The organism is Rathayibacter sp. RFBD1 (assembly GCF_002932915.1).
Lineage (GTDB): Bacteria > Actinomycetota > Actinomycetes > Actinomycetales > Microbacteriaceae > Rathayibacter.
This window is the reverse complement of the sequence record NZ_PSWQ01000007.1, coordinates 62,139-77,649: the sequence shown is the minus strand read 5'-3', so window position 1 is coordinate 77,649 and position 15,511 is coordinate 62,139. Positions and strand designations below refer to the sequence as shown.

Here is a 15,511-nt window from a genome sequence, read left to right as displayed (position 1 = left end):
GCCCGGTCCCCACCCCTCCCGCTCCTGCTCCGCCCCTCCGGAGGACCCATGATCCTGCTCCGCCTCGCCTCCGCCTACGCGAAGCCCTACGCGCGCTGGGTGGCCGCCGTCGTCGTGCTGCAGCTCGTCGCGACGCTCGCCGCGCTCTACCTGCCGAGCCTCAACGCCGAGATCATCGACCAGGGCATCGGCCGCGGCGACACCGACTTCATCTGGGGAACCGGCATGACCATGCTCGGCGTCTGCGTCGTGCAGGTCGCCGCGGCGATCGGAGCCGTCTACTTCGGCGCCCGCACCGCCATGTCCGTCGGCCGCGACCTGCGCCGCGACGTCTACCGCCGCGTCGACTCGCTCAGCGGGCTCGAGGTCGGCGGCTTCGGCACGGCCACCCTGATCACCCGCGGCACGAACGACGTGCAGCAGGTGCAGATGCTCGTGCTGATGACCCTCAACTTCATGGTGTCCGCGCCGATCATGTGCGTCGGCGGCATCGTCTTCGCCCTGCGCGAGGACGCCGGCCTCTCCTGGCTGGTCTGGGTGTCGGTGCCGCTGCTGTTCGTCGTGGTCGGCTTCCTGGTGTTCCTGCTGCTGCCGCTGTTCCGCCTCATGCAGGACCGGATCGACGGGATCAACAGCGTGCTCCGCGAGCAGATCACGGGCATCCGCGTGGTGCGCGCCTTCGTGCGCGAGCCGTTCGAGTCCGAGCGGTACCGCAAGGCCAACGCGGCGATCACCGAGGTGTCGATCAAGGTCGGCAACATCTTCGTGCTGATGTTCCCCGCGATCATGATGATCCTGCACCTGGCCACCGCGGCCGTGCTGTGGTTCGGCGGGCAGCGGGTCGACGCCGGTCAGATGCAGGTGGGCTCGCTCACCGCGTTCCTGCAGTACCTCCTCCAGATCCTCACCGCCGTGATGATGGGCGTCTTCATGGTGATGATGATCCCGCGCGCGGTCGTCTGCGCCGAGCGGATCCAGCAGGTGCTCGACGCCCGCACCAGCCTCACCACACCCGAGGGCGGAGTCCCGACGCCCGCGCGCGGCCGCGTCGAGTTCTCCGGGGTCGTCTTCGGCTACCCGGGCGCCGAGCGCCCCGTGCTCTCGGGCATCGACATCGTCGCGGAGCCGGGCCGCACCACGGCCGTCGTCGGCTCCACCGGCGCCGGGAAGACCACCCTGCTCGGCCTCGTGCCGCGCCTGTTCGACCCGCAGGAGGGCACCGTCACGATCGACGGCGTGCCCGTCTCCTCCCTCGACCGGGCGCAGCTCGCCGAGGTGATCGGGCTCGTGCCCCAGCGCCCCTACCTCTTCTCGGGGACGATCGCCTCGAACCTGCGTTTCGGCCGCCCCGACGCGACGGACGCCGAGCTGTGGGAGGCGCTGCGCATCGCCCAGGGCGAGGACTTCGTGCGGAGCAAGGAGCACGGGCTCGACGAGCCGGTCTCGCAGGGCGGCACCAACGTCTCCGGCGGGCAGCGCCAGCGGCTCTGCATCGCGCGCGCCCTCGTCGCGAAGCCGCGGGTCTACCTGTTCGACGACTCGTTCTCGGCGCTCGACGTCGCGACCGATGCGCGGCTGCGGGAGTCGCTGGCCGACGCCACCACCGACGCGACCGTGATCATCGTGGCCCAGCGGGTGTCGACCATCCGCCACGCCGACCAGATCGTCGTGCTCGACGCGGGCCGCGTCGTCGGCCGCGGCACGCACGACGAGCTCCTCGAGACGAACGCGACCTACCGCGAGATCGTCGAATCCCAGCTGAGCGTCGAAGGAGTGTCCTGAGATGGCGCGCACACGCGACACCACCGCCCCCGAGGAGACGACGTCCCCCGAGCCCGAGTTCGAGCCCGGCGAGGGTGACGGCGGCATGTTCGGGGACGGGCCGCCCGCCCGCAAGGCGCAGAACTTCTGGCCCTCGGCCAAGCGCCTCTTCTCGCTGCTCGGCCCCGAGCGCGCCCGGATGGTCCTCGTGGTCGCCCTGGTCTCGCTGTCGGTCGTCCTCACCGTCATCGCGCCCAAGATCCTCGGGCAGGCGATGGACACGATCTTCAACGGCGTGATCGGCTCGCAGCTCCCCGCCGGCGTCCCGCTCGAGCAGATCATCGAGCAGCAGCGCGCCTCGGGCAACGGCACCTTCGCCGACATGCTGGCCAAGACCGACATCGTGCCCGGCGCGGGCATCGACTTCGTGGTCCTCGGCCGCCTGATCATCATCGTGCTGCTGATGTACGTCGTCGCGTCGGTGCTCATGTGGGCGCAGGGCTACATCCTCAACGGCCTCGTGATGCGGGTGGTCTTCGGCCTCCGTCAGGACATCGAGGCCAAGCTCAACCGCCTCCCGCTGCGCTTCTTCGACACCCGGCAGCGCGGCGACGTGATGTCGCGCGTCACGAACGACGTCGACAACATCCAGACCGCGCTGCAGCAGGCCTTCTCGCAGCTGGTGCAGTCGGTGCTCACCATCATCGGCATCGCCGCGATGATGTTCATCGTCTCGTGGCAGCTCGCGCTGATCGCGCTGATCTCGATCCCGCTCTCGGGCGTGATCGCGGGCGTGATCGGCGCCCGCTCCCAGAAGCTCTTCGCCGCCCAGTGGAAGAACACGGGCGCGCTCAACGGCCACATCGAGGAGACCTTCTCCGGGCTCGAGATCGTCCGCGCCTTCGGCCGCGACCGCGAGATGCTCGAGGAGTTCGACCGCCGCAACGACAGCCTCTACACCGCCTCGTTCGGCGCCCAGTTCGTCTCGGGCATGATCATGCCCGCGATGACCTTCGTCTCCTACCTCTCCTACGTGCTCATCGCCGTGGTCGGCGGCCTGCGGGTCGCCTCCGGTCAGCTGACGCTCGGCGACGCGACCGCGTTCATCCAGTACTCGCGCGAGTTCACCCAGCCGGTGACCCAGCTGGCGAGCATGGCGAACATGCTGCAGTCCGGCGTCGCCTCGGCCGAGCGCACGTTCGAGCTGCTCGACGCCGAGGAGCAGGAGCCGGAGACGGCGACCGCGTCGCTCCCGCAGCGCACCGACGGCCACGTGGAGTTCGAGGGCGTCTCGTTCTCGTACGACCCGGAGCAGCCGCTGATCGAGGACCTGACCTTCTCGGCGCAGCCCGGGCAGACGGTCGCCATCGTCGGTCCGACCGGCGCCGGCAAGACCACGCTGGTCAACCTGGTCATGCGCTTCTACGAGCTCACCGGAGGACGCATCCTGCTCGACGGTGTCGACATCACGAGCCTCGCGCGCGGCGATCTGCGCTCGCGCGTGGGCATGGTGCTGCAGGACGCGTGGCTCTTCCAGGGCACCATCCGCGAGAACATCCGCTACGGGCGCCTGGACGCGACCGACGAGGAGATCGTCGACGCGGCGAAGGCCACCATGGTCGACCGCTTCGTGCGCCAGCTGCCCGACGGCTACGACACGGTGCTGGACGCCGACGGCGGCAGCGTCTCGGCGGGCGAGCGGCAGCTGATCACGATCGCGCGCGCGTTCCTCGCGAACCCGTCGCTGCTGATCCTCGACGAGGCCACCTCCTCGGTCGACACCCGCACGGAGCTGCTCGTGCAGCACGCGATGAACGCGCTCCGCACCGACCGGACCTCGTTCGTCATCGCGCACCGGCTCTCCACGATCCGCGACGCCGACACCATCCTGGTGATGGAGTCGGGCCGGATCGTCGAGCAGGGCGCGCACGAGGCGCTCCTGAAGCAGCGCGGTGCCTACTACGAGCTGTACATGACCCAGTTCCGCGGAGGAGGCGACGAGGCGGGCGAGCACGCCGCAGCGGGCGCGCTCCCGAGCGGGGGAGGGGTCGCCCCGTAGAGTAGGCGCGTGACCGACGCACGCCAGCAGCTCATCGAGTACATCGGCTCCGACGCCGTCTTCCACGGGGACTTCACCCTCACGAGCGGCAAGAAGGCGTCGTACTACGTCGACCTGCGCCGCGTGAGCCTCGACCACCGCGTCGCGCCGCTGATCGGGCAGGTCATGCTCGACCTCATCGCGCCGATCGAGCGCGTCGACGCCGTCGGCGGCCTCACCATGGGCGCCGACCCGATCGCCGCCGCGATCCTCCACCAGGGCGCCGCCCGCGGTCTCGCCTACGACGCGTTCGTCGTGCGCAAGGAGCCCAAGGACCACGGCCGCGGCCGGCAGGTCGAGGGCCCCGACCTCGAGGGCAAGCGCGTCGTCGTCGTCGAGGACACGTCCACCACCGGCGGCTCGCCGCTGAAGGCGATCGAGGCCCTGCTGAAGGTCGGCGCCGAGATCGCAGGAGTCGCCGTCGTCGTCGACCGCGCGACCGGGGCCCGCGAGATCATCGAGGACGCCGGCTACCCGTACTTCGCCGCGATCGGTCTGGCCGACCTCGGCCTGAGCTGATGGTCGACGAGGGGGGACGCGGCGGGGGCCCGGGAGGCGGCGAGCACCCGGAGCCGGAGGGCCGCGAGCCCGAGCCTGCCGGATCGGAGACCTCCGAGCTGGAGCGTGCCGAGCCGGAGCGTGCCGAGCCGGAGCGTCCCGTCGGCAGCAGCGAGTGGCTGCTCCAGCAGCTCAGCGGCGGCCGCCTGAAGAGCATCTTTGACTCGCCCCGCCCCGTCCCTCCCGTGGAGGAGTCGCGCGCGGAGCGGACGTCCGGTCCTGCTGAGTCCGCAGCCGACGAGGCCCACGCGTCAGCGGAGGAGCGGAGCGTTGCGAGTGAGTCGGCCTCCTCTGCCGACGCGGCCGGACCGTCCTCGGGCGACTCCGACTCCGACGCTGCGCCGCGCCGTGCCCCTGCCGCTCCGGTCGGCCTGTGGCCGGGGGAGCCCGTGCTGAGTGCGACGCCCGCCGCCGAGGAGGCCGGCGGCGACCTCCCGAACCCCGCGGACGACTCCGCTCCGGTGGGGGAGCAGGACGCCGACGCCGACCGCGGAACGGTCGCGGAGCCGGAGCGCTCCTCCGGCCGCGACGGCGTCCCCGCCGAGGGACGGAGCTCTCCGGGCCCTGACACGGGAGCCCCCGATACGGGAGCCCGCGCCATGGGAGCGCCCGAGACGGGTGCCCGTGAGGCGAGTGCCAGCGAGACGGGTGCCCGAGAGACGGGTGCCGGTGGGACGACTGCCCGCGACACGAGTGCCTCCGACGCGGACGTGTCCGATGAGGACGCCTTCGACGCGTTCTTCGCCCCCCTCCGCGACGACAACGCCGACGGCTCCGGCTCCGACGCCTCCACCGATGCCGGCCGCACCGAGGTGCACCGCCGCGGGGCGGACTCCGTGCGCCCGGTCCTGCCGCACACCGACCCTCCCGCCGACCTGCCGACCGCCCCCGCCGGACTGCGCAGCGCGCACCGGCCGGACGACGAGCCCGATGCCGGATCCTCGGCCGACGTCGACCCGGCGGGCCGCTCCGGCGTCCCCTACCCCGCCGACGGACGCCCGGTCGGCGCCACCCCGCCGACTCCGCGCGAGCCGACTCCGCCCGCCGTCTACGAGTGGCCCGACCCGCGCGGGGACTGGGACCAGCCGCCCGTGTGGGAGCAGGTCGTCGCTCCGCATGACGAGCCCGACGAGGACGGCGGCGACGAGGAGCTGTGGCGCGAGACCGCCGGCGCCTACTCGTGGAACCTCGAGCCGGCCGCCGAGCCCGCCGACCGCGCCGAGCCCGCACCCTTCCGCACCGCTCCCGCGGCCGCCCACGTCAACGCCGCTCCGCCGCGGAAGCGCCGCTCCGCCCGGTCCCGACCCGAGAGCCGCGAGCGCGACTCGGCGCCCGCCGCAGCACCCGCGTGGCGCACGCTCAGCCGACGCCGGCTCCTGATCGGCCTGATCGCGGCGGGTGCGGTGATCCTCCTCGCCGGGCTCTTCGCGATCGGCATCGCCGTCGGGAGCGCCGGCGGCCGAGCAGAGCCGCAGGCCGCCCCTGTCGTCAGCGAGACGCCCACGGCGGAGCCGACCCCCTCGCCCACGCCGACCGCGACCCTCCCGACCGTCGGACCGCTGCCCGTCGGCACCTGGGCCTGGAGCGCGCTCCTCGGCGGCGAGTGCGTCGATCCCTTCGACTCCGTCTGGGCGGAGGAGTTCACCGTCGTGGACTGCGCGGCGGCTCACTCCGCCCAGCTCGTCGCCACGGCGGAGCTGACCGACGCGGCGTTCCCCGGCCAGGACGCTCTGGCCGTCACCGTCTCCTCGCTCTGCCAGGCGCAGGGCGTCGTGGACGTCGCGGCGGCCGAGACCTACGGCGACGTGCAGGTCGCCGGTGCGTTCCCCGTCACCCAGGAGCAGTGGGACGCGGGCGAGCGCAGCTACTACTGCTTCGTCGACCGGGCGGGCGGCGGCGAGCTGACCGGCTCCCTCGCCGGCACTCCCGCGGCCTGACGCGCGCCGTCCCTCGGGCCTCGGAGGATGCCGCCGGGCACCGGCCCGGTGCACCCGGCCGAGCCGCGGAGCGCCCAGTAGGATCGCTCGTCGTGCAGGAGAACGAGGCGACCCCCGCGACCGGACCCACCGCCTCCGTGGAGCTCACCACGAACGGCGTCGGCCCCTGGCAGGGGGAGTGGCCCGAGGACGACCGCCTCGACCCGGAGCTGCTGGAGCGCGGCGACGCGCGCAACGTGGTCGACCGGTTCCGCTACTGGCGGATGGACGCGATCGTCGCGGAGCTCGACCGCACGCGGCACCCGTTCCACGTCGCGATCGAGAACTGGCAGCACGACATGAACATCGGCTCGATCGTCCGCAGCGCCAACGCGTTCGGCGCGGAAGGCGTCCACATCGTCGGCCGGCGGCGCTGGAACAAGCGCGGCGCGATGGTCACCGACCGCTACCAGCACGTCCAGCACCACGAGACGGTGGCCGACCTCGTGCAGTGGGCCGCGGAGGCGGACGTGCCCCTCCTCGCCGTCGACAACGTCCCCGGCTGCGTGCCGCTCGAGACCTACCGGCTCCCCGAGCGCTGCCTCCTGCTGTTCGGGCAGGAGGGACCCGGCCTCTCGGAGGAGGCGATCGCCGCCTCGGAGGCCGTGCTCGAGATCACACAGTTCGGCTCGACCCGGTCGATCAACGCCTCGGCGGCGGCAGCCGTCGCGATGCACGCCTGGGTGCTGCAGCACGTCCGCTTCTGACCCCCGCGAGCCGCGGTGCCGTGTCAGCAACCGGCGCCCGGCCCGCTGCCGGGCCGCCGGGACTCAGACCGCCGAATCCGGCGGGAACTCCGACTCCAACGGCTCCGACGACAGGAGCTCGTGCACCCCGCTCAGCACCTCGTCCGGGCGGAACGGGTAGCGCTCGATCTCGGCCTCGTCGCTGATCCCCGTCAGCACCAGCACGGTGTGCAGGCCCGCCTCGATGCCCGCGACGATGTCGGTGTCCATCCGGTCGCCGATCATCCCGGTGTTCTCGCTGTGCGCGCCGATCTTGTTCATCGCCGAGCGGAACATCATCGGGTTCGGCTTGCCGACCACGTACGGATCCTTGCCCGTCGCCTTCGTGATGAGCGCCGCGATCGCCCCCGTCGCCGGGAGCACGCCCTCGGCGCTCGGCCCCGTCGCATCGGGATTGGTGACGATGAAGCGCGCACCCGCGACGATCAGGCGGATCGCCTTCGTGATCGCCTCGAAGCTGTAGTTGCGGGTCTCGCCCACGACCACGTAGTCCGGCGCCGTCTCCGTCATGATGAAGCCCGCCTCGTGCAGCGCGGTGGTGATCCCCGCCTCGCCGATCACGAACGCGCTCCCGCCCGGCTTCTGCGACGCGCAGAAGTCCGCCGTCGCCAGAGCGCTCGTCCAGATCCGCTCCTCCGGCACGTGCAGCCCCGACCCGCGCAGCCGCGCCGCCAGATCCCGTGGCGTGAAGATCGAGTTGTTCGTCAGCACCAGGAACGGGGTGCCCGAATCGGTCCACTCCTGGATCAGCTCGGGCGCGCCGGGGAGCGCCTTGTTCTCGTGCACCAGCACGCCGTCCATGTCCGTGAGCCAGGCCTCGACTTCACTGCGGTTCGTCGCCATGGGTCGATGCTATCGGCGGCACCCCCGCGCACGACGGCGACGACCGGCGAACCGCCCGGCTCCCTCCGCTGACGCCCCTGTGGAGGGACGACCGTCGTGCGCCGGACGGCCGGACCCCGGACCCGCACAGCCTCGAGCGGGATAGCCTGGGAGGCATGAGTGGCGAGAACCTGCTGGGCCCCGAACCGACCCTCCTCCCCGACGAGCCCGCGGTCACCGCGGCCCTCGCGAAGCACGCGAACCCGGGAGCCGTCGAATTCGCCGCCCTCGCCGCCGCCCACCCGCGCTCCCCGCTGGCCTGGGCACTGCTCGCCGACAGCGTCTGGGGCATCGACGCGGCCCTCCCCTCCTACGCCTACGCCCGCGTCGGCTACCACCGCGGCCTCGACCTCCTCCGCGGAGCCGGCTGGCGCGGCCAGGGCCCCATCCCCTGGCGCCACGGACCCAACCGCGGATTCCTGCTCTCCCTGTACGCCCTCCGCCGCGCCGCCGACTCCATCGGCGAGACCGAGGAGGTCACCCGCCTCACCCAGTTCCTTCAGCAGGCCGACCCGATCGCCATCGAGGAGATCGAGCGGTACCACGAGGACGCGTTACCCCCTACCGCCGCCATCATCATCCTCGGCAACGACTAGGCGCCGCCCGGGTGCGGTTCTGGCGGCGTTGTCGTCGGGCGCCGTAGCGCCGCTACGGCTTCCTCCTCCGCCTTGCCAGAACCGCACCCGGACGCCGCCTAGCCCTGTGCTGGTGGGGTGGGCGCCGTGCCTGCGGCACGAGCGCGGGGCGCCGTGCCGGGGGCACGAGCGGCCGTGGAGGGCTTGAGCGGGGGGCCGTACCTACGGCACGAGCCTGCTCGCGTGGGAGTGCGGGGGCCGTGCCTGCGGCGCGAGCCTGGTCGGGGTGGAGGAGTCGGGCCGTGGTTGCGGCACGAGCGTGGTGCGGGTGCTGGAGGGTCGGGCCGTGCCTTCGGCACGAGCCGCTTCGGGCGCGGGGGTACGGACGTGCGTTCGGCGCGCGTCCGGCCTCGGGTGGCTGGTGGGTGCTCTAGGCGGCACCTGAGGGCTGCGGCAGGATGGGGGGATGGACGGCGGGGCGGTGGAGCGGCTTCTCGAGGGGCTTCCGGGAGCGGAGGCGGGGTTCCCGTTCGGGGAGGGGATCCGGGTGTGGAAGGTCGCGGGGAAGGTGTTCGCGCTCGAGTCGGAGCGGTTCGGGCGGCCGGTCGTGAGCGTGAAGGCGCTGCCCGAGAACGTGGTGCACCTGGTCGCGGGGGTCGACGGGATCGAGCCCGGCTACCACCTGAACAAGAAGCACTGGGTGACGGTCGACGCCGGCGGGACCGTGGAGCCCGAGCTGGTGCTCGAGCTCATCGAGGAGTCGCACGCGATCGTGGTCGCGAACCTGCCGAAACGGCTCCGCCTCGCCCTCGACGGCACGGCGTCCGGATCGTTGAACGAGGACGTCTGACAGCGGCCGGGACGCGCAGGGCCCGGACGCGCAGACCCCCGAACCGGCCGAGCCCGGACGCGCTGCGCCCGAGGCCCCGACGGAGCACCGGACGCCTGACGGTGCCCGCCTGCGCAGCGCCTGGACGCGCGGGTGCACAGGACCCGCGAGGGGGCGCCGACGCCTGACGGCAGCTGGACGCGCACCGCCCACGACGTCCAGCGCCCGAGGCCTGCGACGACCCCCGGATGCACGGAATCCCCCGCCGCAGCAGGGGATCCCGGAACGTCTCGCGCGGAGCGGCTACAGGCCGTAGGAGCGGAGGTACGCGGCGGTGTCGTGCCAGCCCTCGACGGCGAAGCACTCGACGCCCATCGCCTTGACGGGGTAGTCGTTGCCGTCCGGGTCGAGGCGGTCGCCGACGAAGATCATGTCGTCGAGAGGGATGCCCGTCAGCTCGGTGAGCTTGTTCATCCCGTACGCCTTGTCGATGCCCTTGCGGGTGATGTCGACCGACGTCGAGCCGCCGGAGCGGACCTCGAGGTCGGGGAGCACGGCCTGCACGGCCTCGCGGAGGGTGTTCTTCTTCTCGCCGTCCGGGTCCCAGGCCTGCTTGACCTCGACGGGTGCGGACTGGCCGAGGGCCGAGAAGGTGATCTGCGAGTCGCGGTCCTCGAGGATCGGGCCCCAGGTCTCGGACTCCCAGTAGCCGAGCTCCTTCGCCTTCTCCTCGACGGCGGCGAGCGCGCGCGACTTCTCGTCCTCGGTGAGGTTCTCGGCGTAGATCTGCGCCCAGTCGCCGTTCTCGTACCGGTAGTACTGCGTGCCGCAGGTGGGCATGAGGTGCAGCTTCGCGAGCACCTCGGGGTCGGCGCCCTCGAGGCGGTCGAGCACCTGCATCCGGAACTGGCCGATCTGGCCGCCCGAGATGATGCACACCTCGGTGGCCTGGAGCAGCTTCACGAAGAGGTCGGCCATCGCCGGGTCGACGGGGGACTTCGAGGCGGCGAGGGTGTCGTCGAGGTCGAAGGCCATCAGGCGGGGCAGGGTGCTCATGGAACTCGTTTCACGGTCTGCGGACGGGGCGGTAACGAGGATACGGGGCGCCGCCGGAACGCGCTCGCGGTCGGCGCGAGCGGGCTCCGAGCGCAGACTGGGGGCATGACCGCCGCCACAGCGACCGACGGAGGACGCCGCTCCCTCCCGCGCACTCTCGCCCGCATCCTCCTGGGCCTGCTGCTCGTCACGGCCGGCACGGCGCACCTGACGGTCGCGCGTCAGGCCTTCCAGGCGCAGGTCCCGCCGTGGCTGCCGGCCGACCCGGACCTGGTGGTCGTCGCGTCGGGCGTCGTCGAGATCGCGCTCGGGCTCGCGCTCGTCGTGCTCGTGCGGTGGCGCGTGATCGTGGGAGTCGTGGTGGCCGCGTTCTTCGTCGCGGTCTTCCCGGGGAACATCTCGCAGCTGGTGACGCGGACGCCGGCGTTCGGCCTCGAGACGGACGCGGCGCGCGCGGTGCGGCTCGTCTTCCAGCCCCTGCTGGTGGTCTGGGCGCTCTGGTCGACCGGGGCGTTCTCGGCCTGGCGGGCCCGCCGGTCGCGACGCCGCGGGGACTGAGCCGCCGGTCCGCGGCCCGATCGTCCCGCGATCCTCCGGAACGACGAACGGCGGCCGGCGGGAGACCCCGCCGACCGCCGCCCGTGCCCTGCTCGGCTAGGCCGCGAGGCGGCGTCGCGCGACGACCAGCGCGAGACCCGACAGCAGCAGCACGAGGGCTCCGCCGATCAGGCCGGCCGCGTCGGCGCCGGTGTTCGCGAGCGAGCCCGGGCCGGAGCCTCCCGCGACGGGGGCCGCCGTGGTGGTGGGGTGCGGCGACGGAGCGGTGGTGGGATGCTCCGTCGGGGTGCCGGGCTCGGTCGGCGCCGGGGTGACCGGGACCTCGGCGGCGGGCTCCGTCGTCAGCGACCAGTTGGGGTCGTAGAAGTCGGCCTGGTCGATCACGCCGCGGGCGGTCGACCAGTCGATGAGGAGCTGGCGGATCTCGAGACGCTCGTCGTAGACGAGCGGTGCCTGCGCGACGGCCGGGTAGGCGCCTCCGCCGCTCTGGCGGTAGTTGTTGACCGCCATCACGAAGCGCTCGTCGTCGGCGACCGGGGTGCCGTCGGCGTGGGCGAGACCGCGGATCCGCGAGCCGGCGGGCTGGGAGACGTCGATCACGTAGTCCAGGCCCGAGATCGCGTCGTAGTTGTAGTCCGGGATGCCGTCGGGGCGGTCCTCGGTCGTCGCGTTGGTGCCGGTCTCGGGGTCGAACACGGCGCCCTCGGCGGTCTGCACGAAGTAGCGGGCCGAGAACTCGAGGTAGTCGCGCACCTCGGCTCCGGTCAGCTCCACTCCGCGGAGGGTGTTCTCGTAGATGTACAGGCCCGCGATGTCGCGGATGCTGACCTGCCCCTTCGGGAAGACGGCGGTGCGCGAGAACGGCGACGCCTGCGAGATCACCGGCAGGTCTGCCCACTCGGTGCCCTCGAGCGCCGTCTCGACGGTCTCGGCCTGGACGGTGTTGATGAAGTCGATGATCGGGGTGTCCTCGTAGCGCGAGGTCGCGGCCGAGAGCTCCTCGACCGAGTCGGCGACGGGGGTGTTCACGTACTCGATCGTGGCGGCGTGCTGCTCGGCGAGGGCGTCGACCAGTGCGGGCGACTCCTCGGCGATGTCCTTCGCGTAGACGGGCTGCGTGACGGGTGCGTTCCCGGCCGACCAGTCGACCTCGAGGCCGCCCGCGGCGTCCGGCATCAGGTTCAGGGTGACCTCGGTGAGGCCCTGCGCCCAGAACTCGGGCTGGGTGACCAGCACCTGCTCGCCGGCGACATTGGTGAACAGCGTCTGCGGCAGGTCCTTGTGGCTGTGGCCGGCGACGACCACGTCGATCCCGGGGACCTGCGTCGCGATGTTGTTGACGACGTCCTCGTTGAGGTCGGCGGCGTCGTACTCGGCGTCCGGCACCGTGCCCTGGCCGGTGTGCGCGAGGACGACGACCACGTCGGCCTGCTCCTGCACGATCGGGACCCACTGCTTCGCGGCGGCGACCATGTCCTGGAACTCGAGGACGCCGTCGACGTACTGCTTGTCCCAGACGCGGACGCCGGGGGTGACGAGGCCGAGGACGCCGACGGTGACCGTCTTCCCGTCGATCTCGCGCTCGATCAGCGTGTAGGGGTCGTGGTACGGCTTGCCGGTGGCGACGTCGAGGACGTTCGCGCCCAGCAGCGGGGCGTTCAGGTCGCCCTCGTACGCGCTGAGCATGTCGAGCCCGTAGTTGTACTCGTGGTTGCCGACGACCTGCGCGTCGTAGCCGATGGTGTTGAACGCGGTGGCCATCGGGTGCGTCGTCTCGCCGGAGAGGACGCCTGCGGCGCCGTCGCCGAGGCCGTAGTAGTAGGTGAGCGGCGTGCCCTGGATCGCGTCGCCGTTGTCCATGACGAGCACGGACTCCTCGCCCTTCTCGGCGCGGAGGCGGTCGACCTCGGTCGCGACGCGGGTGAGGCCGAGCGCACCGTCGGCCGGGTACGGCGCGTTCGCGAAGTAGTCCCAGTCGTAGACGTGCCCGTGCGTGTCGGTCGTCGACACCAGGGTGAGCTCGACGCCGTCGTCGAGAGGGGCGGCCGAGGCGATCGGAGCGGCGGTGGCGGCTCCGAGTGCGACGACGGCGAGGAGGCTTGCGGCGCGGAGTCTGCGCATCGTGGTCCTGTTCGCGTGATGAGTGGAGTGGGAACGTCCTCGAATCTATGCGCCGCGTGTGAACTGCGCATGACGGGATCGAGAGCATTGCTCGGCGATGCGTCCGCGGTGCCGGCCCGGAGCCGGGGGAGTCCGCGGTGCCGCCCCCGCGCGCTGGAGCCGTCCTCCGGCCCCTCCGCTAGAATCGAGCGGCTGGTCGCGCGGAGGCGGCACGACTGCCGCGCCGCACCCGCCCACCCCCGCCCCTCCCGTCGAGAAGGACACGCCATGCCAGCAATCGTCATCACCGGCGCCCAGTGGGGCGACGAGGGCAAGGGACGCGCCACCGACCTCCTCGGCAGCCGCGTCGACTACGTCGTGAAGTTCAACGGCGGCAACAACGCCGGGCACACCGTCGTGGTGGGTGACGAGAAGTACGCCCTGCACCTGCTCCCCTCCGGCATCCTCACCCCGGGCGTCGTCCCGGTCATCGCCAACGGCGTCGTCGTCGACATCGAGGTGCTGTTCCACGAGCTCGAGGCGCTGAGCGCCCGCGGCGTCGACGTGTCGAAGCTGCTCGTCAGCGCCAACGCGCACGTCATCACCAGCTACCACCGCACCCTCGACAAGGTGACGGAGCGCTTCCTCGGCAAGCGCCAGATCGGCACCACCGGCCGCGGCATCGGCCCGGCGTACGCCGACAAGATCAACCGCGTCGGCATCCGCATCCAGGACCTCTTCGACGAGAACATCCTCCGTCAGAAGGTCGAGGGCGCCCTCGACCAGAAGAACCACCTGCTGGTGAAGGTCTACAACCGCCGCGCGATCCTGGTCGAGCAGGTGCTGGAGGACCTGCTGCAGTACACCGAGCGCCTCCGCCCGATGGTCGCCGACACGTCGCTCGTCCTCTCGCAGGCGCTCGACGCGGGCAGGACAGTGCTGTTCGAGGCCGGCCAGGCCACGATGCTCGACGTCGACCACGGCACCTACCCGTTCGTCACCTCCTCCAACGCGACCTCGGGAGGAGCGGCCACCGGCTCCGGAGTCGCGCCGAACCGCATCGACCGCGTCATCGCGGTCATCAAGGCGTACACGACCCGCGTCGGCGCCGGACCGTTCCCGACCGAGCTCTTCGACGAGTGGGGCGAGTACCTCCGCCGGCAGGGCTTCGAGTTCGGCACCACGACCGGCCGCCCGCGCCGCTGCGGCTGGTACGACGCCCCGATCGCCCGCTACTCGGCGCGGATCAACGGGGTCACCGACTTCGTCCTCACCAAGCTCGACGTGCTCTCGGGCCTCGAGACCATCCCCGTCTGCGTCGCCTACGACGTCGACGGCGTGCGCCACGACGAGGTCCCGGTCTCGCAGAGCGACTTCCACCACGCGAAGCCGATCTACGAGGAGTTCCCCGGCTGGCAGGAGGACATCTCCGGCTGCCGCGAGTTCTCGGACCTGCCGCAGACCGCGCAGGACTACGTGCGCGCGCTCGAGGCGATGAGCGGCGCCCGGTTCTCGGCGATCGGCGTCGGCCCGGAGCGCGAGCAGGTCGTCGTGCTGCACGACCTGCTCGACTAGAGGCGGCGAGGAGCCGGGCCGGGCAGCCCTCTCGGAGGCGGCCGACGTGGTCACAACGGAGGAAGAACATCGGTGACCTCGCGGAGAGACGCGGATCCCGGGCCCTCTCGACGAATCCTTCCTCCGGTGTGGACACGACCGCCGCCGAGCGCGCCGGATAATCGGCGCATGCAGATCTACGCCGACCTCCCGGCCGTCCGCGCGCGGCAGATCCTGGCCGACGCCCTCGCTCTCGGCGTGGCCGTCGTGGCGATCGCCGCGGGGATCGCGGTCGGCTCGCTGATCGCCGGCCTGGCCGAGATCGGCCGTCGGCTCGAGAGCGCCGGCAGCGGCTTCGGCTCGACCATGAGCGACGCCGGGACCACCCTCGGCGGCATCCCCCTGCTCGGCGACGCCGTGCGCGCGCCGTTCGACGAGGCGAGCGGGGCCGGCTCCGTGCTCGCCGCCGCCGGACGCGACCAGCAGCAGCTCGCGAGCGCCCTGGCCGTGGTCGCCGGGCTCGCCGTCGGGGGCCTCCCGCTCCTGCTCCTGGCCGTGCTCTGGCTCCGGCCCCGGCTCCGCTTCGCCCGCCGGACCGCCGAGCTGCGCGCCCTCGGCTCGACCGGCGGCGGAACCGAGCTGCTGGCCCTGCGCGCGCTCACCCAGGCGTCCCCCCGCGACATCCTCGCCGCGCACCCGGAGGCCGCCGCGGGCTGGAGGACCGGCGACCCCGCCGTCACCGCCGCGCTGGCGGCCCTCGCCCTCCGCCGGGCGGGACTCCGGCCCCGCTGACCCCGGAGGACCATCGCGGGTCCGCC

The 15,511-nt window shown here is 72.4% G+C and carries 13 protein-coding genes; 10 read left to right on the top strand and 3 right to left on the bottom strand.

The window, feature by feature from the left end; genetic code table 11:
* The first annotated feature begins 48 nt into the window (after positions 1-48).
* From C5D50_RS03380 to C5D50_RS03360, 5 genes are all read left to right on the top strand, one after another.
* The gene (locus C5D50_RS03380; RefSeq protein ID WP_104239193.1) at positions 49-1,782 is read left to right on the top strand and encodes an ABC transporter ATP-binding protein; all 1,734 of its coding nucleotides are present in this window, start codon (positions 49-51) and stop codon (positions 1,780-1,782) included.
* Position 1,783: 1 nt separating this feature from the next.
* A complete protein-coding gene (locus tag C5D50_RS03375; RefSeq protein WP_104282750.1) occupies positions 1,784-3,820 on the top strand; it encodes an ABC transporter ATP-binding protein in 2,037 nt (678 codons plus the stop codon).
* A gap of 9 nt (positions 3,821-3,829) precedes the next feature.
* On the top strand, positions 3,830-4,378 hold the full coding sequence (gene pyrE / locus C5D50_RS03370) for an orotate phosphoribosyltransferase (RefSeq protein ID WP_104222804.1): 549 nt from the start codon (positions 3,830-3,832) through the stop codon (positions 4,376-4,378).
* A gap of 749 nt (positions 4,379-5,127) precedes the next feature.
* A complete protein-coding gene (locus C5D50_RS16945; protein ID WP_146086869.1) occupies positions 5,128-6,354 on the top strand; it encodes a septum formation family protein in 1,227 nt (408 codons plus the stop codon).
* Positions 6,355-6,446: 92 nt separating this feature from the next.
* A complete protein-coding gene (locus C5D50_RS03360) occupies positions 6,447-7,100 on the top strand; it encodes a TrmH family RNA methyltransferase (RefSeq protein WP_104282714.1) in 654 nt (217 codons plus the stop codon).
* A gap of 63 nt (positions 7,101-7,163) precedes the next feature.
* Here C5D50_RS03360 and C5D50_RS03355 read toward each other — a convergent pair whose 3' ends face one another.
* Positions 7,164-7,982 carry an HAD-IIA family hydrolase gene (locus tag C5D50_RS03355; RefSeq protein WP_104225721.1) on the bottom strand — a complete coding sequence of 273 codons (819 nt, stop codon included), beginning with the start codon at positions 7,980-7,982 and terminating at the stop codon, positions 7,164-7,166.
* A gap of 155 nt (positions 7,983-8,137) precedes the next feature.
* On the opposite strand from C5D50_RS03355, the gene C5D50_RS03350 reads away from it, so the two are divergent.
* On the top strand, positions 8,138-8,617 hold the full coding sequence (locus C5D50_RS03350; RefSeq protein WP_104234388.1) for a DUF3151 domain-containing protein: 480 nt from the start codon (positions 8,138-8,140) through the stop codon (positions 8,615-8,617).
* A gap of 445 nt (positions 8,618-9,062) precedes the next feature.
* Positions 9,063-9,446 (top strand): MmcQ/YjbR family DNA-binding protein, encoded by a 384-nt coding sequence (locus tag C5D50_RS03345; protein ID WP_104258040.1) that lies wholly within the window; start codon positions 9,063-9,065, stop codon positions 9,444-9,446.
* Between the two features lie 282 nt (positions 9,447-9,728).
* Here C5D50_RS03345 and C5D50_RS03340 read toward each other — a convergent pair whose 3' ends face one another.
* A complete protein-coding gene (locus C5D50_RS03340; protein WP_104222786.1) occupies positions 9,729-10,481 on the bottom strand; it encodes an HAD-IIB family hydrolase in 753 nt (250 codons plus the stop codon).
* A gap of 105 nt (positions 10,482-10,586) precedes the next feature.
* On the opposite strand from C5D50_RS03340, the gene C5D50_RS03335 reads away from it, so the two are divergent.
* Entirely contained in the window at positions 10,587-11,039 is a 453-nt protein-coding gene (locus tag C5D50_RS03335) for a DoxX family membrane protein (protein ID WP_104247486.1), read from the top strand.
* Positions 11,040-11,135: 96 nt separating this feature from the next.
* Here C5D50_RS03335 and C5D50_RS03330 read toward each other — a convergent pair whose 3' ends face one another.
* On the bottom strand, positions 11,136-13,160 hold the full coding sequence (locus C5D50_RS03330) for a bifunctional UDP-sugar hydrolase/5'-nucleotidase (protein ID WP_104288926.1): 2,025 nt from the start codon (positions 13,158-13,160) through the stop codon (positions 11,136-11,138).
* Positions 13,161-13,427: 267 nt separating this feature from the next.
* Between C5D50_RS03330 and C5D50_RS03325 the strand changes: the two genes are divergently transcribed.
* Together C5D50_RS03325 and C5D50_RS03320 are read left to right on the top strand one after the other, a co-directional pair.
* On the top strand, positions 13,428-14,714 hold the full coding sequence (locus C5D50_RS03325; RefSeq protein WP_104222783.1) for an adenylosuccinate synthase: 1,287 nt from the start codon (positions 13,428-13,430) through the stop codon (positions 14,712-14,714).
* Between the two features lie 168 nt (positions 14,715-14,882).
* Entirely contained in the window at positions 14,883-15,485 is a 603-nt protein-coding gene (locus C5D50_RS03320; RefSeq protein ID WP_104225708.1) for a hypothetical protein, read from the top strand.
* Positions 15,486-15,511 lie beyond the last annotated feature (26 nt).